The 22,057-nt window shown below is 49.0% G+C and carries 13 protein-coding genes; 11 read left to right on the top strand and 2 right to left on the bottom strand.

The features are described from left to right. The first annotated feature begins 70 nt into the window (after nt 1-70). The 9 genes from recG to BMZ54_RS22725 all read left to right on the top strand — a co-directional run bounded on the left by recG (nt 71) and on the right by BMZ54_RS22725 (nt 17,833). Entirely contained in the window at nt 71-2,191 is a 2,121-nt protein-coding gene (recG, locus tag BMZ54_RS22765) for an ATP-dependent DNA helicase RecG (protein WP_317043256.1), read from the top strand. A 141-nt stretch (nt 2,192-2,332) separates the two neighbouring features. Continuing rightward, nucleotides 2,333-5,980 carry a T9SS type B sorting domain-containing protein gene (locus BMZ54_RS22760; RefSeq protein ID WP_143081109.1) on the top strand — a complete coding sequence of 1,216 codons (3,648 nt, stop codon included), beginning with the start codon at nt 2,333-2,335 and terminating at the stop codon, nt 5,978-5,980. Between the two features lie 243 nt (nt 5,981-6,223). Continuing rightward, a complete protein-coding gene (locus BMZ54_RS22755) occupies nt 6,224-9,886 on the top strand; it encodes a DUF7948 domain-containing protein (RefSeq protein WP_089917738.1) in 3,663 nt (1,220 codons plus the stop codon). A gap of 6 nt (nt 9,887-9,892) precedes the next feature. Beyond that, on the top strand, nt 9,893-10,915 hold the full coding sequence (locus BMZ54_RS22750; protein WP_089917736.1) for a PorP/SprF family type IX secretion system membrane protein: 1,023 nt from the start codon (nt 9,893-9,895) through the stop codon (nt 10,913-10,915). A gap of 150 nt (nt 10,916-11,065) precedes the next feature. After that, a complete protein-coding gene (locus BMZ54_RS22745; RefSeq protein WP_089917734.1) occupies nt 11,066-12,472 on the top strand; it encodes an FAD-binding oxidoreductase in 1,407 nt (468 codons plus the stop codon). Nucleotides 12,473-12,549: 77 nt separating this feature from the next. Beyond that, entirely contained in the window at nt 12,550-13,137 is a 588-nt protein-coding gene (locus BMZ54_RS22740; protein ID WP_089917732.1) for a hypothetical protein, read from the top strand. Between the two features lie 418 nt (nt 13,138-13,555). Next, on the top strand, nt 13,556-14,239 hold the full coding sequence (locus tag BMZ54_RS22735; RefSeq protein WP_143081108.1) for an HAD hydrolase-like protein: 684 nt from the start codon (nt 13,556-13,558) through the stop codon (nt 14,237-14,239). Nucleotides 14,240-14,264: 25 nt separating this feature from the next. Then, on the top strand, nt 14,265-15,404 hold the full coding sequence (locus tag BMZ54_RS22730) for a TIGR03364 family FAD-dependent oxidoreductase (RefSeq protein ID WP_089917729.1): 1,140 nt from the start codon (nt 14,265-14,267) through the stop codon (nt 15,402-15,404). A gap of 53 nt (nt 15,405-15,457) precedes the next feature. Continuing rightward, entirely contained in the window at nt 15,458-17,833 is a 2,376-nt protein-coding gene (locus tag BMZ54_RS22725) for an alpha-L-rhamnosidase-related protein (protein ID WP_089917728.1), read from the top strand. Between the two features lie 312 nt (nt 17,834-18,145). On the opposite strand, the gene BMZ54_RS22720 is transcribed toward BMZ54_RS22725, so the two are convergent. Both BMZ54_RS22720 and BMZ54_RS22715 read right to left on the bottom strand, forming a co-directional pair. After that, nucleotides 18,146-19,627, bottom strand: coding sequence for a sodium:solute symporter (locus BMZ54_RS22720; RefSeq protein ID WP_089917726.1), 1,482 nt, complete (start codon nt 19,625-19,627; stop codon nt 18,146-18,148). Between the two features lie 92 nt (nt 19,628-19,719). Beyond that, on the bottom strand, nt 19,720-20,256 hold the full coding sequence (locus BMZ54_RS22715; RefSeq protein WP_202909324.1) for an LOG family protein: 537 nt from the start codon (nt 20,254-20,256) through the stop codon (nt 19,720-19,722). A gap of 211 nt (nt 20,257-20,467) precedes the next feature. Between BMZ54_RS22715 and BMZ54_RS22710 the strand changes: the two genes are divergently transcribed. Next, entirely contained in the window at nt 20,468-21,166 is a 699-nt protein-coding gene (locus BMZ54_RS22710; RefSeq protein ID WP_089917724.1) for an LOG family protein, read from the top strand. Nucleotides 21,167-21,350: 184 nt separating this feature from the next. Continuing rightward, on the top strand, nt 21,351-21,995 hold the full coding sequence (locus tag BMZ54_RS22705; RefSeq protein WP_089917722.1) for an O-methyltransferase: 645 nt from the start codon (nt 21,351-21,353) through the stop codon (nt 21,993-21,995). Nucleotides 21,996-22,057 lie beyond the last annotated feature (62 nt).

The following is a 22,057-nucleotide window of genomic DNA, read 5'->3' as shown; positions in this document are numbered from 1 at the left end:
TTATTTAATCTTCGTATTTAAATAACTTGCAACTTCCATGGACCATCGACTATGGACCATGGACTAAAATATTTTTTCCATACCACCGCCAATCGCCATATTATCCAATCCAATCGAGTACCTGAAAGGGGTAGGGCCGCAACGCGGAGAGCTGCTGCGTAAGGAGCTGAACCTGCACACCTTTGGCGACCTCCTAAATTATTTCCCCTTCCGGTATGTGGACCGTACCAAGGTGGAAAAAATAGGGCAGCTCATGGGCCAAATGGATTATGTGCAGATCCGCGGGCGCATTATTTCCCTGGAAGTCATTGGTGAAAAGCGGGGCAAAAGGCTGGTAGCCACCCTGCGTGATGAAACCGGAGAAATAGAGCTGGTATGGTTCCAGGGCTGGCAGTGGATGCAGAAATCCCTGCAGGAGCAAACCGCTTACCTGGTGTTTGGTAAGCTCTCTTTCTTTAACGGCACCCTACAGATCGCCCATCCTGAAATGGACCTGCTCACGGAAAATATTGCCGGCGGCAAACAGTTCCTGGAGCCGGTATATTATACCACGGAAAAGCTGAAAGCCCGCGGCCTAACGGCAAAGGCTATCGGAAAGCTCACCTTTAACCTGCTGGAGCAGCTCTCGCCCCTGGAAATACCGGAAAATATTCCGGCGCCTGTAATGCAGCAGTACCGCCTTATGACAAGGCCCATGGCTTTTTTCAAGATCCATTTACCAGCCACGGAAGAAGAAGCGCAGCAGGCCAGGCGCCGACTGAAGTTTGAAGAGCTGTTCATTGCGCAGATCCGCATTTGCCGGATCAGGATCAGGCGGCACCAGCAATCACACGGGTATATCTTTGGCTCAGTAGGAGATCACTTCAATGACTTTTATAACAACCATTTGCCCTTTCCCTTAACCGGTGCGCAAAAGCGGGTGTTAAAAGAAATACGGCAGGATACTATGAATGGCCGCCAGATGAACCGCCTGTTACAGGGCGATGTAGGCAGCGGCAAAACCATTGTAGCCCTGTTAACCATGCTGCTGGCTATAGACAATGGCTTCCAGGCCTGTTTAATGGCCCCCACGGAAATACTGTCGCAGCAGCATTTTAAAGGCATTTCAGAGCTGCTGGAAAATATGCCGCTAAAGGCTGCGCTGCTTACCGGCAGCATTAAAGGCAAGGCGCGTAAACAAATACTGGCGGCCGTAGCAGATGGCAGCATACAAATATTGATAGGCACACATGCCCTGCTGGAAAAGGAAGTACAGTTCAGGAACCTGGGCATGGCCATAGTAGATGAGCAGCACCGTTTTGGCGTAGCCCAACGGGCGCGCCTGTGGGAAAAGAATGATATACCACCGCATATACTGGTTATGACGGCAACGCCTATACCGCGTACCCTGGCTATGACCATTTATGGCGACCTGGATGTATCCGTGATAGATGAAATGCCGCCCGGCCGCAAACCTATTACCACCGTGCACCGCACGGAGTTCCAGCGCCCGCAGGTAATGGATTTCATTAAGGAAGAAATTAGCAAAGGCAGGCAGGCCTACATCGTATACCCGCTGATAGAGGAATCCGAAAAAATGGATTATGAGAACCTGATGAAAGGGTATGAGGAAGTAAAAGCTTTTTTCCCCGAGCCGCAGTATTACATTAGCATGGTGCATGGCCGCCAGCCGGCAGATATGCGGGAAACCAATATGCAGCGTTTTGTAAAAGGCGAAACCCATATTATGGTAGCTACCACGGTAATTGAAGTAGGTGTAAACGTGCCCAATGCATCCGTAATGGTAATAGAAAGCACGGAACGTTTTGGTCTGTCGCAGCTGCATCAGCTGAGGGGCAGGGTAGGCCGCGGCGCTGAACAGTCTTTCTGTATCCTGATGACCGGGGTAAAGCTGGGCGCTGATTCAAAAGAGCGTATTAACGTGATGGTGCAAACGAATAATGGTTTCATCATCTCTGAAAAAGATATGGAGCTGCGCGGCCCCGGCGATATGGAGGGTACCCGCCAGAGCGGGGTGCTGGATTTTAAGCTGGCCGATATTTTGCACGATAAGCCGGTGCTGGATGCAGCCCGGGCCTGTGCGGAAAAGATCTTACAGGAAGATATGGACCTGTCGCTGCCTGAAAATCAACCCTTACAGGAATATTTAGCCAGCCAGCGGGGAAAATCCCAGTGGAGTAAAATTTCCTGACCCGGTTTTACGTTTGTTATTAGAATTTAAATCATGCTTTAGTATGCCAGCCAGCCGTTAAGTAACTTTAAACCGTGTAATCCGTTATAAGCCGTGGAATATGTTCCATGGACTTTTACCCACCAACTAAATGTTTATCGCTTGAAACTCAATTCCCTTGCCGTTTTTACAGGTATCATAATGGTGCTGGTAAGCGGGGTCGTTAAAGGTCAGTCTACTGCCGCCAGTAATTTTACTCCCCTGCAGTTTGTAGAGAACAAAGGGCAATGGTCCGGGAATTTCCTGTATAGAACAGACCTGGGCAGTGGCAGCATTTTTCTCAAAAAGAGTGGTTTTACCTTTAATCTGATGGATCCGGCAGGACTGGAAAGTGTAAGGGAATATTTTCACGGGCATGCTTCCGCGCCCGTACCTCCTTCTGTTGACTATGACGCTAAAGCAGCATCTAATAAAAGCACTACAGCTGCCACCGTGCCAGGCGGCGGCAGCAAGCCCCAGGCGCCGGTGATCAGATCGCATGCCTATGAGGTTACTTTTTTAAATGCCAATAAAGATCCGCAGCTGGTGCCGGATAAGGCTATAGAAGCATACAGCAACTATTTTATCGGGAACGATGCTACGAAATGGCGCTCCAATGTAAAGTCTTATCAGAGTGTGATGTATAAGGAGCTCTATGCAGGTATTGATATGCAGGTGTACTCAGAAGCATCCCAGTTAAAATATGATCTTATTGTGAAACCCGGTGCAGATGCAGCTAAGGTAGAGCTGGAGTACACCGGCGTAGATAAGCTGGAGCTGAAAAAAGGCAACCTGGAAATCACTACCTCCGTAGGCGTGGCCAGGGAGCTGATGCCGTATGCTTATCAATACATCAATGAACAACGTATACCCGTAAAAGTGAGCTACCGGTTAAGCGGTAATAAAGTAGGGTTTAAAATAAGCGGGGATTATGATGGAAAGTATCCGCTGGTAATAGACCCCAGCTATGTATTTTCCACCCTCTCCGGCGCCCGGGCCGATAACTGGGGCTTTACCGCTACCTATGATGCAGCAGGTAATTTTTATGGTGGCAGCATCAGCTTTGATCCCGGTAATTACCCGGTAACGCCAGGCGCTGCACAAAGCTCTTTCCAGGGCGGGGAGTTTGATATTGCCATTAGTAAGTTTGATCCAACAGGCCGCCGTTTATTGTATGCAACCTACCTGGGTGGCAATAATATTGAGCAGCCGCATAGCCTTTTTGTAGATACGAAGGGCGAGCTGGTGATCAGCGGCAGGACCAAATCATCCGATTTTCCTTTCACCAACGTTGTAGGCAAACGTGGTGGCTGGGATATTGCCGTAGTAAAATTAAATGCTACCGGCACCGGTATTATTGGTGCATTGTGTATAGCCGGCAGTGTGGATGATGGGGTGAACATACGGGAGGACCGGCAAAGCGGCGCCTCCGTGCTGTTACGCAACTATGGCGATGATGCCCGCAGTGAGGTGGTGGTAGATGCAGCAGATAATATTTATGTAGCCAGCTGTACCCGCTCTACGGATTTCCCGGTAACAGCCGGCACTTTCCAGAACGCTATGGGCGGCAGCCAGGATGGCGTGGTAATGAAAATAGATCCTACCTGTAATGCATTAACCTGGGCCAGCTATATAGGCGGTTCTAAAGAAGATGCAGCCTATGTGCTGGCATTAAATGGTAATACCCTGTACGTGGCAGGCGGCACCGCCAGCACTGACTTCCGCACTACAGGCGGCAGTAAATATCCTGCTTACCGCGGCGGTGTGTGCGATGGCTTTATCAGCCATATTACCACCGATGGTACTACCCTGCTGCAAAGCACCTATATAGGATCTGATAACCCATCTGCCGACCAGGTATATGGTATTCAGCTGGATGCAGGCGGTTATGTATATGTAATGGGTACTACAGAAGGTAACTGGCCCATACAGCAGCCCAGTGGCACCACTACTTTTTATAATGATAATTCCAAACAGTTTATATCCAAGCTGCAGCCCAACCTGTCGGCCTTTGTATACTCTACAACCTTTGGCAAGCAGGCCACAGAACCCAGTATTTCGCCGGTAGCTTTCCTGGTAGATAAATGTGAGAACGTGTACATTTCCGGCTGGGGCGGCGGGCTGGATATAGGCCTGAAATATCCCAATTCCGGTACCTCAGGCCTGCCGGTAAAAAATGCTTTGCAGCGCACAACTGACAATCAGGACTTTTACTTTTTTGTACTGCAGCGCGATGCTACAGGCGTGCTGTTTGCCAGCTTTTTTGGCGGCAATGGCTTGTATGAGCATGTGGATGGCGGTACCAGCCGCTTTGACCGTAACGGCGTTATTTACCAGGGTTTATGCGCCTGGTGTAACGTAGCCACGAGTTCAACCAAACCGCGCTATCCTACCACGCCGGGTGCTTACTCCAATGTAGCGCCGCCGGATTGCAATTTTGGCGCATTAAAGATCGCCTTTAACCTGGATGGAGTAAAGGCAGGCATTAAAACCCTGGACCGTAAAAAGAACTACTGCGTACCTGCAGATATTACGTTTGTAGATACCACCAGCTCACCCGCCCAAACCCGTATCTGGAATTTTGGTGATGGTACGCCGGATGTAGGCGGCAACCTGGACACCATTACGCATACCTATGCCGCTATTGGCGATTATACGGTACGCCTGGTTAAATGCGATCCTGCCAGCTGTAATGGCTGCGATACGGCCTATACAGAAATACGCATCCGGGCCGATAGTGCGGTGGTTGATTTTTCAGCCCTTCGCCAGCCGCCCTGCGAATCACTGGCCTATGAGTTTACCAATAGTTCCACTCCGCCGCCGGGCAAGCCCTTTACCAACCAGTCATTTTTACTGGACTTTGGAGATGGTACCCCGGTATCGCCCGTGGGCACCGGCTCCTGGCAGCACCCTTACCAGGCAGATGGGATTTATAATGCCACCCTTACCCTGGTAGATACCAACTATTGTAATGCACCACATACGGAAACAATACCCCTGCGGGTAGCCGCCAACGTAGTGGCCAGCTTTACGGCGCCGGACAGCTCATGCGCGCCGGCAGTTATTGAATTTGGCAATACCACCCTGGGCGGGGAATCCTTTAGCTGGGATTTTGGAGACGGGGCTACTTCCACAGAAGCTTACCCCACCCACACCTATCCCACGCCGGGCGATTACCAGGTAACCCTGCACGCAGTGGATAACAATACCTGTAATAAAACAGACGATACCACCGTAACCATACATGTATTTGGCGCGCCTTCCGCGGAATTTTCCTTTACGCCCACCAAGCCGGAGGACAATACGCCGGTTACCTTTGTAAACCAGTCCATTGGCGCAGTAAGCTATTTATGGGAGTTTGGCGATGGTGAAGTATCAACACAAACCAACCCGGTGCACCAGTACAACAAAACCGGCACTTACGAGGTATGCATGACGGCTACTAACCAGGCCGGCTGTACGGATACGGCCTGCCAGCAGGTAAGCGCCATTATTATTCCTTTGTTTGATGTGCCGAATGCCTTCTCGCCCAACGGGGATGGTATGAACGATGTGCTGCTGGTACGCGGTTTTGGCATCAGTAAATTCAGCTTCAAGATATTTAACCGCTGGGGGCAGCTGGTATTTGAATCCAATGATCCTTCCATTGGCTGGGATGGCCGGTTCAAAGGCGCTTTGCAACCGATGGATGCTTATGCCTTTACGGTGTACCTGGAGTTTAGTGATGGCAGCAAGGCAAATAAACAGGGCAGCGTTACCTTATTACGGTAAAAGGGGGACCATACAACAATTTTTGCAACGCCTTAAACGTTTTATTATTGTGCAGGTCTTAGTTTAGAACGGTACAAAAATAAATTTGCGGGCTTATGTATTATACCACTTGTTTATCCGCATCTTCTGTATAAATAACTTATTACATAGGATGAATGTTGCCCCAAAGCCGGTAACATTAGCCAACCTTTCCACGTTATTATTCGTATATTAGTTACAGGAAAAAACGCTAAATCTATTCCGTTGAAATTTACTTTCCTTGCCGGTTTTTTAAGTGTTACGTTTTGGCTGATGGCAGCATTGCCGGCCAGGGCGCAAGCACAGGAGAACAGTAATTTCACCCCTTTGCAGTTTATTGAGAACAAAGGACAGTGGGAGGGAGATTTCTTGTATAAAACAGATCTGGGCGGGGGCGCCATCTTCCTTAAAAAGAACGGGTTCACTTTTTCTCTCCTCAACAAAACCGATTACTCAAAGCTTACAGAATACATGCACGGGCATGCAGATGCACCGGCGCCGCCTTATGTAGATTATAATGCAAAAGGTACTGCCGCCGCACCCGCGGCCAGCACCACGCCGCATCAGGATGTACCGGGCGATATTAAACGTGAGAAGCCCGTTGTAAGAGCGCATGCCTACGAAGTAACTTTTCTGAATGCCAAACCCACCTTACAGGTAACACCGGATAAACCAACCGATGGTTATAGTAATTACTTCCTGGGTAATGATGCTTCCAAATGGAAGTCGGGCGTAAAGTCTTACCAGCAGGTGCTTTACAAAGACCTGTATGCCGGTATCGATATGCAGGTGTATTCAGAAGCGTCTTTGCTGAAGTATGATCTGATCGTGCATCCCGGCGCCGATCCTTCCAATATTCAATTACAATATAACGGTGTGGACAGGCTGGAGCTGAAGAAAGACCAGCTGGAGATCACTACCTCTGTAGGCACCTCTACCGAGCTGATGCCGTATGCTTATCAATACATCAATAACCAGCGTGTAACCGTAAAGGTTAGTTACCGTGTAAATGGTAATAAGGTTGGTTTTAAAATATCCGGTAAGTATGATCCGCAGTACCCCTTGGTGATAGATCCTACTTATGTATTTTCCAGCGTATCCGGCTCCCGGGCCGATAACTGGGGCTTTACCGCCACTTATGACGACCAGGGTAATTTTTACGGCGGTGGTATTGTATGGGCGCAGGGTTACCCGGTAACAACCGGCGTGATCCAGAATGCTTTCCAGGGCGGGCAGTTTGATATTGGTATCAGCAAGTTCACCCCCAATGGCCGCAACCTGGTATATGCCACCTATTTAGGCGGCAATGGCGATGAGCAGCCACATAGCTTATTTGCTGATGCAGCCGGTAACCTGGTGATCAGCGGCAGAACAACCTCCGGTAACTTTCCCTTTAAAAATGAAGTAGGTAACCGTGGCGGCTGGGATATAGCTATTGTGAAATTAAACGCAGCCGGTACCGGCATCATTGGTTCGCTGCGTATAGCCGGCAGTGCAGATGATGCGGTGAATATGCGTGAGAACCGGCAGGCCGGCAGCTGGGTACTGTTACGCAATTATGGCGATGATGCCCGTAGTGAAGTAGTGCTAGATGGCGCCGCCAACATTTATGTGACCAGCAGCACCCGCTCCACTGATTTCCCGGTAACAGCCGGCGCCTTCCAAACCAGCTTTGGCGGCGCGCAGGATGCGGTGGTAATGAAAATAGATCCTAACTGTAACAACCTGCTATGGGCCAGCTACCTTGGCGGCGATAAAGAAGATGCAGGTTATGTGCTGGCACTGAACGGTAATACCCTGTATGTAGGCGGTGGCACAGCCAGCACTAACTTCCGTACCACCGGTGGTGTTATTTATCCCGGTTACCGCGGTGGTGTGTGCGATGGGTTTATTGCCCACATTTCCAGCGATGGCGCCAGTGTATTACAAAGCACTTACCTGGGTGCAGACAATGCATCGGCAGACCAGGTATATGGTATTCAGCTGGATGCAGAAGGAAATGTATATGCAATGGGTACCACAGACGGACGCTGGCCGGTGAAGCAGCCCACCGGCACTACGGTTTTTTATAACGATAATTCCAAGCAGTTTATATCCAAGCTGGATCCTAACCTGTCGGCCTTTATATACTCTACAACTTTTGGCAAGCAGGCTACAGACCCCAGCATTTCACCCACTGCCTTCCTGGTAGACCGGTGTGAGAATGTATACGTTTCAGGCTGGGGTGGCGGTATCAATAAATCACTGCGTTATCCTAACTCAGGCACCAGTGGGCTGATCACCAAAAATCCCCTGCAGCGTACCACTGACGATCAGGACTTTTACTTCTTTGTATTGCAGCGCGATGCTACGGGCGTATTGTTTGCCAGCTTTTTTGGCGGCAATGGTTTGTATGAGCATGTAGATGGCGGCACCAGCCGCTTTGACCGTAATGGGGTTATTTACCAGGGCCTGTGCGCCTGGTGTAATGTATCGGCCAACAACGGTGCAAAACCGCGTTACCCAACCACGCCCGGTGCCTATGCAACAGCGGCGCCGCCCTTCTGTAACTTTGGCGCGTTAAAGATCGCCTTTAACCTGGATGGGGTAAAAGCCGGTATTAAAACCCTGGACCGCAGGAAGAATTATTGCGTACCTGCCGATATTACGTTTGTAGATACCACCAGCTCACCCGCCCAAACCCGTACCTGGAACTTTGGCGATGGTTCGGGGGATGTAGGTGGTAACCTGGATACTGTTTCCCATACTTATAACGCCATTGGCGATTACACCATACGCCTCATTAAATGTGACCCTGCCAGCTGTAACGGTTGCGATACTGCTTACACCCAGGTGCGCATACGGGCCGACAGTGCTTCCGTAAACCTGGTGGTAACCAAGCTGCCGCCCTGTGAAGCCCTGAGCTATAATTTTGAAAATGCATCTGTAGCGCCGCAGGGCAAACCATTCACCAACTTATCCTTTACGCTGGATTTTGGGGATGGTACGCCACAGTCAACCGTAGGCCTGGGTAACTGGCAGCACGCTTACCAGTCGCCGGGTGTATATAATGCCCTGCTTACCCTGGTAGATACCAACTATTGTAACGCCCCGCATACGGATACCGTGCCCCTGCGTGTGGCCGCTAACGTGGAAGCCAGCTTTATAGCGCCGGACAGCTCCTGCGCACCCTCTACCATCGAGTTTAACAATACCTCTATGGGTGGGGAAACGTTTGAGTGGAACTTTGGAGACGGCGGCAGCACCTCTACAGAGGCTTACCCTGTGCATACATATCCAAACCCCGGTACTTACACGGTTACGCTGCGTGCATTGGATAACAATACTTGTAATAAGGAGGATGATACCAGCATAACGATCAAGGTATTTGGTCCGCCCAGTGCCGACTTCTCATTCACGCCTACCAAGCCGGAAGAAAATACGCCGGTGACATTCGTGAACCAGAGCATAGGTGCGGCAAGCTATTTGTGGGAGTTTGGTGACGGGAGCGTTTCTGCTGAAACCAACCCGGTACACCAGTATAACAAAACAGGAACGTACGATGTATGTTTGCTGGCAACCAATGCCGCGGGGTGTGTAGATACGGTTTGTAAGCAGGTAGCCGCAATTGTGATCCCCTTGTTTGATGTCCCTAATGCCTTCTCACCCAATAATGATGGACGGAATGATGTGCTGATGGTGCGGGGCTTTGGAATAGCCAAATTCAATTTAAAGATATTTAATCGTTGGGGCCAGCTGGTCTTTGAATCCAATGATCCCACCATCGGTTGGGATGGCCGGTTCAAAGGCGCCATTCAACCCATGGATGCATATGCATACGCCGTAAGTGTAGAATTCAGCGACGGGACGAAAACGAATAAGACAGGAAACATTACTTTGTTAAGATGATGAGCCATGAAGCAGCCAGTAAAATTTTATGTAGCCGGTTTAGTATTGTTGTTCGCTTCCCTGCAGGGAGCCGCACAGGACCTGCATTTTTCGCAGTTCTTTAACTCACCGCTAACTACCAATCCGGCCAATACCGGTTTTATCCCGGATGGTAATTACCGGGTAGGTATCAACTACCGTAACCAGTGGGCCAGCATCCCGGTGCCATATAAGACGATGTCGGCCTTTGCCGATTTCCAGCTGTTCCGCGACCGGCTGGAGTATGGCTGGGTAGGTTTGGGCGGCGTGATCCTGCGTGACCAGGCGGGCAGCGGTAACCTTACCTCTACCAAGGTATATGGCTCTGTAGCCTACCACCAGTTGTTAGGGCAAAGCAGCCTGCTGTCCTTAGGCTTTAATGTAGGATCTGCCAATAAGCGGGTAGACCTGGCTAAGCTTACGTTTGGCGACCAGTGGAACGGTAAGTTCTTTGATTCTGAGCTGCCCACTGCAGAACCCATTACGCAGTCAAAAGTGAATTATTTCGACATGCAGGTGGGTATGAACTACGCTTACTTTCCTACCGATAATATTTACGTGAATGGCGGTTTTTCCGTGCAGCACGTGAACAAGCCGCATGAAAGCTTTTATGAGGGCAATAACCAGATAGACCGCCGTTATATCGGTTTCCTGAATGGTATTTTTAAGCTGAATGACCAGGTGATCCTGAACCCTGCCGCCTATTATACCCGGCAGGCCGGCTCCCGCGAGCTGGTAATGGGTACCAACGCAGCCTATAACCTTTCCGGCGATGGTACCAAGCAGGTATTTGGCGGCGCTTATTACCGCCTGAACGATGCTTTTATTTTCCTGGTAGGATATGAGATCTCCAAGGTGCGCATGATGTTCAGCTATGATGTTACGGCATCTAACCTGGCCGTATCCAACGGCCGCCGTGGCGCCTACGAAATAGGTATTGTTTATACCGGCCTTTATCCCAACCGCAGCTTCAGCAGCGCCCGCAGAGCCACATTGTGTCCAAGCTTTTGAACTTAATTACGAATTGATCAATTACGAATTACGAATTGGTACTGCGTAAAAGTGAATATGCAGGTAACCAAATTTTTTACGATCCGCTGCATTCTAATTCGTAATTCGTAATTAAATAATTCGTAATTCATCTTGCGTTATCTTTGCTTCATGACGAATTTCTCCAAGCTCGATGCCCGGCACCTGGACCTTTTCCGGGAGATTGTGGGAGCGGCCAATGTACTAACAGACGAGGAAGCGCTGCATCACTATGCGCACGATGAAACAGAAGACCTGCACTATTTACCGGAAGTAGTATTGAAACCCAATACCACGGAGCAGGTAAGCAGTATTATGCAGCTGTGCCAGCAGGAAAGCCTGCCGGTAACACCCCGTGGCGGAGGTACCGGTTTAAGCGGCGGCGCTTTGCCGCAGTGGGGTGGGGTAGTATTGTCTATGGAGCGTTTTAACAAGATCATAGCTATTGACGAACGGAACCTGCAGGTAACAGTAGAACCGGGCGTTATTACAGAAGTGCTGCAGAATGCAGTACGGGAAAAAGGGCTGTTCTACCCGCCCGATCCCAGCAGCCGCGGCTCCTGTTTAATAGGAGGGAATATTGCGGAAAATTCCGGCGGCCCCAAAGCCGTAAAATATGGTGTGGTAAAGGATTATGTGCTGAACCTGGAAGTAGTGCTGCCCTCCGGCGCCGTAATATGGACGGGCGCCAATGTGCTGAAGAACTCCACCGGCTATAACTTAACCCAGCTGGTAGTAGGCAGTGAAGGTACGCTGGGCATTGTAACTAAAATAGTATTACGCTTAATTCCGTCTCCCAAATATGACCTGCTGATGCTGGTGCCTTTTCGTTCTGCGGAAAATGCCTGCGCCGCAGTGAGCGCCATCTTCCGTGCAGGATACACTCCATCTGCACTGGAGTTTATGGAGCGTGATGCATTGGAATGGGTAACGCGTTATGTAGATAGCAGCACGGTAAAAATAGAAGAAGGTATCCAGGCCCACCTGCTGATAGAGGTGGATGGCAACTATACAGAAGTGCTGATGCAGGAAATGGAAGGCATTGCTGCTGTGGTGGCGGAATTTGATTGCGGGGATATTCTTTTTGCAGAAGACCATCAGCAGAAAGAAGAGCTCTGGAAATTAAGAAGGCGTGTAGCCGAAGCCGTTAAAGCTAACTCTGTATATAAGGAGGAGGATACCGTAGTACCGCGTGCAGAGCTGCCTGCATTACTGAAAGGCGTAAAGGATATTGGTAAAAAATATGGCTTCCATTCTGTGTGTTACGGGCATGCGGGCGATGGTAATCTTCATGTGAACATTATCCGTGGAGAGCTGTCGGAAGAGCAGTGGAATGGAACGCTCAAAACCGGCATCCGTGAAATATTTGAGCTGGTAAAACGGCTGGGCGGCACTATTTCCGGGGAGCATGGCATTGGCCTGGTACAGAAATCCTACATGGATGTGATCTTTGATGATCAGCACCTGCAGATCATGAAACAGATCAAACAGGTATTTGATCCCAGCAATATTTTGAACAGAGGGAAAATATTTGACTAAACATACCGCGCTTGTAAAGTGTGGTACAGGAATATGAAATACACCCATAGCTTAAAAAAACATTAAACAAGTAACCGATGAAACGTTTGCTCTTATGTATACTGCTGCTGGCAGGTATGCACGCTGCACAGGCCCAGTACTATAAAACAGATACTACCAGCTCCGAACGCAAAGGTTTTGATCCCTCCCGCCTGATGATCGGCGGTTCGCTGGGGCTTACCTTTGGCAGTTATACCAACATTAATGTATCGCCGTTGCTGGGCTACCGTTTTTCAGAAATGTTTGCTGCAGGTGTAAGCATCAATGCGCAGTATGCATCTGAAAAATGGGAGGATTATAGTGGCCGCACTACACAGAAAGATTCCTACAAAGTGTTTGGAGGTGGCCTGTGGGGCCGGTTTTACCCGTTTGAAATGTTTTTTTTACACGCACAGCCGGAGTTCAACTATGTGAGTGTAAAAACCACTTATTACACAGATCCTAAAACTTCCGTTTCCATAAATAAAGGTGTACCCAGTTTGTTGCTGGGTGGTGGTTATTCCCAGCCTTTAGGGGATGGCGGTTCTGCATTTTACATCATGGTGTTGTATGATGTGATCCAGGATGAATGGTCTCCCTACCAGAATCGCCCCGAGTTTCGTATGGGCTTTAACATTGGACTGTAAGTTTATTTATATACCGCAGCTAAGGCGTGCCGGGTGAACGTATGATCGTTTGCTTTGCACGCCTTATTTTTTTAGTATCTGCCTGGTTTAATTCAATTCTCAAACCCCATCCTCAAACCCCATCCTCAACTCCCATCCTCAACTCCCATCCTCAACTCCCATCCTCAACCCTCACCCCTCAATTCTCACCCTCAATCCTCACCCTCAATCCTCACCCTCAATCCTCACCCTCAATCCTCAACCCCATAACTCTTACCCCTCAATCCTCAATCCTCCCTTTTTTGTAGTATCCAATATTTTAATTTTTACTTTTTTACTTTTTACTTTATAAATCTATTGTTAATTGTTTATAAATACTAAACTCCGTATCACCTGCTTTTATACCTTTGTACCCGTAACCTTATTGACCATTACTCTCATGAATTTACAATTAGCCGTATTTGATATAGCAGGTACTACCCTGCACGATGAATCCAACGTAGGACGGGTATTACAGCAGGTAATACAACAACAGGCCGGGGTACCGGTATCGCTGCCGGAGGTAAATGAGGTAATGGGCTACGCCAAACCCTATGCTATCCGCTACCTGTTACAGCAAAAGCAGGACACCCGCCACCAGGACGACGGTTTTGTAAACGGCCTGCACACGCTTTTTGTACAGCAAATGAGCACGCACTATCAGCAGGATGCCAGCGTAAGGGAAAAAAGCGGCGCCGGCGAAGTGTTTCAGGCCCTGAAACAACGCGGTATTAAGATTGCGCTGGATACCGGTTTTGACCGCGCCATCACCAATATTATATTAGAACGGGTAGGCTGGCTAAACAATGGCATTATAGATACCGTAGTTACCAGCGATGAAGTAGCCCAGGGCCGCCCATATCCATATATGATCTACCGGGCCATGGAACAGCTGGGCATACAAAGCATCCAGCAGGTAGCTAAAATAGGCGATACTATCTCCGACCTGGAGGAAGGCACTAATGCCGGTTGCCCGTATGTAATAGGCGTTACTACCGGCGCCTATACAAAAGAGGCATTGGAAAAAGGTCCGCACACCCATCTTATTGCCGGGCTGGAAGAGATCCTGGAAATAATTAGCTAACACCACACCAGCACATTCAATCATTATGAAACAAGCCGACGTAGCCGTTATAGGCGCAGGTATAGCAGGTTTGGCAGTTGCTTATCAGCTGGCAAAGCAAGGTAATAAAGTAGTGCTGTTTGAGCGTAACAGCCGTGCGTTGAGCGCTTCTATCCGCAACTTCGGGTTAGTATGGCCCATTGGCCAGCAAACAGGTGAGCATTACCGCCGCGCCATGGCGAGCCGCCGCATCTGGAAAGAGCTGTCTACCGCTACAGGACTGGAATGCAATGAAACCGGCTCCCTGCACCTGGTGTATGCAAAAGATGAGCTGGCGGTGCTGGAAGAGTTTGTACAGGCAGCACCCGTCAACGGTTATGACTGTGAGCTGCTAACCCCCGCACAGGTAGCTGCCCGCAGCCAGGCAGTGAAAATGGAAGGCCTGTTAGGCGCCATGTACAGCCCCACTGAAATGACAGTAAACCCGCGCGAAGCCAGCGCCATGATAGCCGCACACCTGCAGCAGCAGTTCAATGTTACCCTGCGTTTTAACACAGCGGTGAACAGCATTAGCTGGCCATACATTCAAACCGTAGATGAGCAGTGGAAGGTAGACCGCGTATTTGTATGCAGTGGGGCCGACTTTGAAACCCTGTACCCGCAAGCCTTTGCACAAACAGCCCTTATTAAGTGCAAGCTGCAGATGATGCGCACCGTGCCGCAGCCCGGCAGCTGGCAGTTAGGACCTGCTTTGTGCGCTGGTTTAACCCTGCTGCATTACAGCGCCTTTAATACCTGCAAAACTTTAGCCGCCTTACGGCAACGGGTGCAGGAGCAAATGCCGGAATACCTGCAATGGGGCGTGCATGTGCTGGTATCTCAGAATGGGGGCGGGGAGCTAACCCTGGGCGATTCCCATGAATACGGCCCCGACTTTGCACCTTTTGATAAGGAGTTCATTAATAAGCTGATCCTGGATTATATGCACACCTTTCTTAAAGCCCCTGACTTTACCATACAGGAGCGCTGGCATGGCATTTATCCCAAGCTTACGAACGGCCAAACCAACCTGGTAATGGAAGCGGAAAAGAATGTCACCATCGTAAACGGTTTTGGCGGCGCCGGCATGACGCTGGCCCTGGGCCTGGCAGAGGAAATAGTTGCCCCCCCAACTAGGACACCATAGGATAACAATTCATCAGCATTATTTATTTTACTGGTCAAATTCCACATCCACGTATGCGTTCATTCGTACTCCTGTCCTTATATTCATTATTATCCATGCAGGTATTTGCACAGGACCTGCCGGTGAATCCGCAGCTGCTCAAAGGCTCCTGGCGCTCATCGTCCTGGATCTCCGCACCCGGCATAGCCCAGCGTGATTACGGGGTGTATCACTTCCGCAAAACGCTTAACCTCAGCACTAAACCATCCCGTTACATAATTCATATTTCTGCAGATAACCGTTACCGCTTATGGGTGAACGGCCAGCCCATATGCAGCGGCCCTGCCCGGGGCGACCTGTATAACTGGAATTTTGAAACGGTAGATCTTGCCCCTTACCTGCAGGCCGGCCGCAATGTACTGGCCGCGCTGGTCTGGAACATGGGTGTATATGCACCGGTAGCGCAGGTATCCAATCAAACCGGCCTGGTAGTACAGGGCGATACCGAAGCAGAAAAAGAGGTGAATACCAATACCACCTGGAAGGTGTACATCAATAAAGCCTATACTCCCTGCTCTGTCGATAACGGCAGGCGCCTGCGCACTTATATGGTGGTAGGCCCTGGTGATCATGTAAAAGCAACAGATTATCCATGGAGCTGGGAGCAGCCAACGTATGATGATAATAGCTGGCCGGCCGCCGTATCTGTCACCACCCCGGAGCCAGCGGGTTATGGTTCAGACAACCTGTGGACCCTGGTACCGCGCAGCATTCCGCTGATGGAGGAAACACCGCAACGCCTGCAAAAAGTAAGGCGTGCACAGGGCATTACAGCAAATGATGATTTCCTTAGCGGCAACGCACCGCTTACTATACCCGCAAATAAAACCGTTAGCATCCTGCTGGATCAGTCTTTTAACACCGCCGCCTATCCTGAGCTTACAGTAAGCAAAGGCGCCGGCAGCACCGTAAAAATGACGTATGCAGAAGCCCTGTTCTCCAACTATAAAAAAGGCAACCGCAATGACGTAGAAGGCCGGGAGATCATGGGCAACTTTGACATTTTTGAGCCGGATGGCGGGGAGCTGCGCAGCTTCCGCCCCTTGTGGTTCCGCACGTACCGTTACCTGCAGCTGGATATTACCACGGGTAATGAGCCGCTCGTTATAAACGATCTTAAGGGCAGCTATACCGGTTATCCCTTTGTACAAAAAGCAAGTTTCAGCAGTAACGATACTTCCCTGAAAGCCATCTGGGATGTGGGCTGGCGCACGGCCCGTTTATGTGCCGGCGAAACTTATTTTGACTGCCCGTACTACGAGCAGCTACAGTATGAAGGAGATACCCGCATACAATCCCTCATATCTTTGTACGTTACCGGCGACGATCGTTTAATGCGTAAGGCCATTCATGATTTTTATTGCTCCCGTGTGCCGGAAGGCCTTACCCAGGGCCGCTATCCCAGTAACCGCCTTCAGGTGATACCGCCTTTTTCCCTGTACTGGGTATCCATGGTATATGATTACTGGATGCACCGTAAGGATGATGCATTTATACAGCAATACCTTACCGCCGTACGCGGAGTGCTGGACTGGTATGAAAAACATATTGATCGGCAAAAGAACATGTTAGGCCCTATGCAATGGTGGGGATTTACAGACTGGAACAATGCATTCCCCGGTGGTACACCAGATGGCGCCACAGATGGTAATTCTGCAATCATTACCCTGCAGTATGCTTACACCTTACAGCAGGCCGCTGCATTGTTCACTGCTTACGGCAAACAGGCTGAAGCGCAGTATTACAGTCAGTTAGCCGCTACGCTGAATAAAAGCACCTATGCGCTTTGTTTCAATGCTTCCCGCAATGAAATGGCCAATACGCCCCTGCAAAATACATTCAGCCAGCATGCAGGTATTATAGCCGTATTGTCCGGTGCAATACCTGAAAGCAGGCAGCAAGCTGTGTTGCAGCGGATCCTGGATGATAGTACCCTGAGCCAGGCTACTTTTTATTATCGTTTTTATCTGAACCTGGCCCTTAAAAAAGCAGGCATGGCCAGCCGCTATTATGCGCAGCTGAAACCCTGGCGGGATATGCTGAATATGGGGCTTACGACTTTTGCAGAAAATCCGGAACCTACCCGTTCCGACTGTCATGCATGGAGCGCCAGCCCTAACTATGATTTCCTGGCCACCATTTGCGGCATTATGCCGGATAAGCCAGGATTTGCTGCAGTGAAGATACAACCTGCCATGGGCGAGCTGACAGCCGTAAATGGCACGATGCCGCATCCGCTGGGCAATATAACGGTAACTCTTAAACGAACAGGCAGCAGTGGGGTAGCAGCAGAGGTTACGTTACCGCCGGGCCTTTCCGGCCGTTTTGTGTGGAATAACAGTACCATTCCCCTGAAAGAAGGAAAACAAAACTTTTTAATAAAAAATTAGGTTTTAACCAACATTAGTGGTAATTTTTGTTAAAACCACGTTATTATGCATCAGGCACGTCAATTGCATTGCCGCTATCCCATTATGATCATCTGAGGGCGCCAAAAAAGTATCTGTACAAGAAGGAGCAAGACAGGCAGTGGTCGCATAATACACCGGATTTTTCTGATCCCTAACCCATAAATAATTTAGATAATTGCTGGCTTTAGATCAAGAAAGATAATGCAGCGCTTACATGTTAAGAGCTGCACGTTCATAACGTGTTAAATGTACAGCAGGTTTCTGTCAAGTTACCTGCTCTTTTTTTGCCCGTTAGTTTTGTGGTAGCCGTTTTTTACGTTCCTTTTTTGGAGGTTCTGATGAAATGATCGATAGCCCTAAAATAGTGATCAGCGCATTCAGTATCAGCAGCTCAATCCCTATCTGGAAGCCATTGAACCAGCGGGCCGCATTATCGCTGAGAATATAACAGATCACCGGCGCTGCCACGCAAACGATCAGCACTGCATATCCCTGCCTTACCACCTTTTTCGAGAAAATACCAAATGCAAACAGCCCCAGCAAAGGGCCATAGGTATAACCGGCAATTTTCAGGATAATATCAATAATGGATTTATTGTCGATCCATTTAAAGATCATTACACATAAAAAGAAGACAACCGTAAAGGTAAGGTGCACGCTGCGCCGGGTTTTTGTTTTACCTTTTTCATCCAGGTCTTCCCGTTTTTTCAGGCCCAGCAGGTCAATACAAAAAGAGGAGGTAAGCGCCGTTAAAGCCCCGTCAGCACTGGGAAACAGTGCGGAGATCAAACCAATAATAAATACAAAGGAGATCACCGGCGGCAGGTAGCTCAATGCAACGGTAGGGAAAAGGTCATCCCCTTTAATACCGATCTGCTTACTTTCTGCAAACAGGTACAGCAGGCCGCCCAGCAGCAGGAACAAAAAATTCACCAGCACCAGCACAATGCTAAAGCTCACCATATTCTTCTGTGAATCGCCCAGGTTTTTTACACTGATGTTTTTTTGCATCATTTCCTGGTCAAGCCCTGTCATACCTACAGTGATGAAAGCCCCACCCAGTATTTGTTTTAGCCAGAAGCCGCCGCTGTTCACATCCGGGTTAAAGATGCGCGTAAACCCTTTGGCATTTAACGCAGACATGGTTTCACCAAAAGAAAAACCCAGGCTGCGGGTTATGTACACAATACACACTACCAGCCCTAAAAGCATAAAGGTAGTTTGCAGGGTATCCGTAAACACAATGGTTTTTACGCCTCCTTCAAAGGTGTACAACAATATCATCAGCAATATCACAAACGTAGTAACCCAGAAAGGCACATGCAGGTTATCCAGTATAAACAGCTGCAGCACATTTATTACCAGGTACAACCGGGCAGTAGCACCCAGCGTACGGGAAATAATAAAGAATAAGGCCCCGGTTTTATAGGCCACCAGCCCAAAACGCTGTTCCAGGTAAAGATAGATGGAGGTCAGGTGCAGCCGGTAATACAACGGCAGCAGTATAAACGCCACAATAAAATAACCGATAAAGTAACCGATCACCACCTGCATATAAGCAAAGCCACTACCGCCTACTGTGCCGGGTACACTCACAAACGTAACACCGCTCAGCGAAGTACCGATCATTCCAAAGGCCACCAGCATCCAGTTACTGTTGCGGTTACCAATAAAAAAAGAATCGTTGTTGGAGTTGCGGCTGGTAACCCAGGCAACTGCCAGCAATACCAGGAAATAAGCGATCACTAAGCTGAATAACAAGGTGGCTGACATGCTGATGGTTTAAATGTTCCCCAATTATATGCTGCTAAAAATAACTTAAAAAACGATTACACGAGCCACACCTTTGTGGCACACCTTAACGGTTATACCATTAATCCCAATAGCTTCTCTGCTGTATCCGCCATACGGAGGTGCTCTATTTGTGCGGTAGGAGCAAAGGCTTCATCACGTATGCGCAGCATGTGCTGGTACAGGTGCTCATAAAAATTTTCAACATTCAGCAGCCCTACCATTTTGCTGTGCAGCGTTAGCTGGTTCCAGGTAACGATCTCGAAGAACTCATCCAGTGTACCAAAACCGCCCGGCAATATAATGGCGGCATCGCTCATTTCATACATGATAGTTTTACGCTGGTGCATGGTTTGCACCTCTATCTGCTGCGTCAGGTTTTCGTGTTTACGCTCCCGTGTGTTCAGGAATTCAGGTATTACGCCAATCACCTTACCGCCGTTCTCTAAAACACTGTCCGCTATAACGCCCATCAATCCGGCCTTTCCGCCGCCATATACCAGGTTAATATCTCGGGTTGCCAGCAAATACCCCAGCTGTTTAGCTTCCCGTGCATATTCCGGATGCATGCCCAGGCTGGATCCGCAAAATACTGCCATGTTCTTAGTCATAGGTGTTATTTTTAGTTTTAGTCCATGGTCGATGGTCTATAGTCCATGGCCTTTACATAAATCATAGGTCCTTCATCCACTAGCCATGGCCGTTCCACGGGCTACAAGTCCTGCGTAATATGCCATGGACCATCGACTATGGACCATGGACTATTTACTGTGGACTAAAAATAATATCTAAATTGCTATATTGTTAAATCAATATTATACAATGAACACTACTTTAAAAAATCTGAAAGAGCGAGATTGGACAGAAACCAAAGCCCATTCCAGCTGGCAAATATTCAAGATCATGGCCGAATTCGTAGAAGGATTTGAAGCCCTGGCCAAAATGGGACCCTGTATATCAGTATTCGGATCCGCCCGTACAAAACCGGGTAATAAATATTACGACCTTACCGTGGAAATAGCCCGGCGCCTGGCAGAAGATGGTTTTGGTATTATTTCCGGCGGCGGCCCCGGCGTAATGGAAGCCGCCAACAAAGGTGCACAGGAAGCTAAAGGCAAATCCGTAGGCGTGAACATTACCCTGCCGCACGAACAATATCCCAATCAATATGTAGACTACGACAAAAACCTGCACTTCGATTACTTCTTTGTACGTAAAGTAATGTTCACCAAGTATGCCCAGGGATTTGTAATGATGCCCGGTGGCTTTGGTACCATGGACGAATTTTTTGAAGTAGCCACACTCATACAAACAAAGAAAATGACAGAAACCCCTATGGTGCTGGTGGGTAAAGAATATTGGAGCGGCCTGCTGGAATGGATCCGTAATGTAATGATGGAAAAGGAAAGCAACATCAGTCCTGAAGACCTGGGCCTGCTGAAGCTTTTTGATACCGCCGATGAAGTGGTGGAGTATTTCCGTGTATTCTACACAACCAATAAATTAAGACCGAACTTTTAGTTGGCAGTTGGCAGTCTGAGGACAGGGTGCCAGTATTTGCCGGCATCCGCAAGCTATCATTGTTTCATATGCGCATAGCAACATGGTCATACTGCCAACTGCAAACTGGCGACTGCCAACTGCCCACTGCCAGCTGGCAACTGCCAACTAATTTCCGTAGGTTTGCAGAAATTTTTTCCAGCTTATGGACGTTATATCTGCAGCAGTGAATGCATTTGCGGAAAATTACACCAGCCCGGAAAATGACGTGCTGCGCCGCCTTCACCGCGAAACATACCTGAAAGTGGAGCAGCCGCACATGCTGAGCGGGCATCTGCAGGGGCAGTACCTGTCTATGGTAAGCCATATGGTGCAGCCGCGCCGCATACTGGAAATAGGCACCTACACCGGTTATTCTGCCATTTGCCTGGCACAGGGCCTCACCGCAGACGGCCTGTTATACACACTCGACATTAACGAAGAAAGAGAGGAATTGTGCAGACGTTATTTTAAAGAAGCAGGACTGGAAAATAAGATCCGGTTACGCATAGGGAAAGCCGCCGACATTATCCCGCAATTACAGGAAACATTTGACCTGGTATTTATAGATGCAGATAAGCAGGGATACGCCAATTACCTGGACCTGGTATGGGAACAGCTGCGGCCCGGTGGTTTTATACTGGCTGATAATGTGCTTTACCACGGTGAAGTACTGCAGGACGAAAGCCAGCAAAGCGCCAACGCGAAAGCCATGATCGCCTTTTGCGAAAAAGTAAAAGCCGATGCCCGTGCAGAACAGGTGCTGCTCACCATCCGGGATGGTTTGCTTATGATCAGAAAAATTAAATAATGTGCAAATATGCAGAAGTGCAAGTGAATGCCAACGCTTCAATCCATCTGCACATCAGCACA

It is taken from the genome of Chitinophaga rupis, from assembly GCF_900109685.1.
GTDB classification, from domain to species: domain Bacteria; phylum Bacteroidota; class Bacteroidia; order Chitinophagales; family Chitinophagaceae; genus Chitinophaga; species Chitinophaga rupis.
This window is presented reverse-complemented; position numbering and strand designations above follow the sequence as displayed.

What these genes read in the sequence shown, in the direction of transcription:
- BMZ54_RS22750 (WP_089917736.1), top strand. Translation starts at nt 9,893, where the DNA reads ATGAAGCAGCCAGTAAAATTTTATGTAGCCGGTTTAGTATTGTTGTTC.
- BMZ54_RS22745 (WP_089917734.1), top strand. Translation starts at nt 11,066, where the DNA reads ATGACGAATTTCTCCAAGCTCGATGCCCGGCACCTGGACCTTTTCCGG.
- BMZ54_RS22740 (WP_089917732.1), top strand. Translation starts at nt 12,550, where the DNA reads ATGAAACGTTTGCTCTTATGTATACTGCTGCTGGCAGGTATGCACGCT.
- BMZ54_RS22735 (WP_143081108.1), top strand. Translation starts at nt 13,556, where the DNA reads ATGAATTTACAATTAGCCGTATTTGATATAGCAGGTACTACCCTGCAC.
- BMZ54_RS22730 (WP_089917729.1), top strand. Translation starts at nt 14,265, where the DNA reads ATGAAACAAGCCGACGTAGCCGTTATAGGCGCAGGTATAGCAGGTTTG.
- BMZ54_RS22725 (WP_089917728.1), top strand. Translation starts at nt 15,458, where the DNA reads ATGCGTTCATTCGTACTCCTGTCCTTATATTCATTATTATCCATGCAG.
- BMZ54_RS22720 (WP_089917726.1), bottom strand. Translation starts at nt 19,627, where the DNA reads ATGTCAGCCACCTTGTTATTCAGCTTAGTGATCGCTTATTTCCTGGTA.
- BMZ54_RS22715 (WP_202909324.1), bottom strand. Translation starts at nt 20,256, where the DNA reads ATGACTAAGAACATGGCAGTATTTTGCGGATCCAGCCTGGGCATGCAT.
- BMZ54_RS22710 (WP_089917724.1), top strand. Translation starts at nt 20,468, where the DNA reads ATGAACACTACTTTAAAAAATCTGAAAGAGCGAGATTGGACAGAAACC.
- BMZ54_RS22705 (WP_089917722.1), top strand. Translation starts at nt 21,351, where the DNA reads ATGGACGTTATATCTGCAGCAGTGAATGCATTTGCGGAAAATTACACC.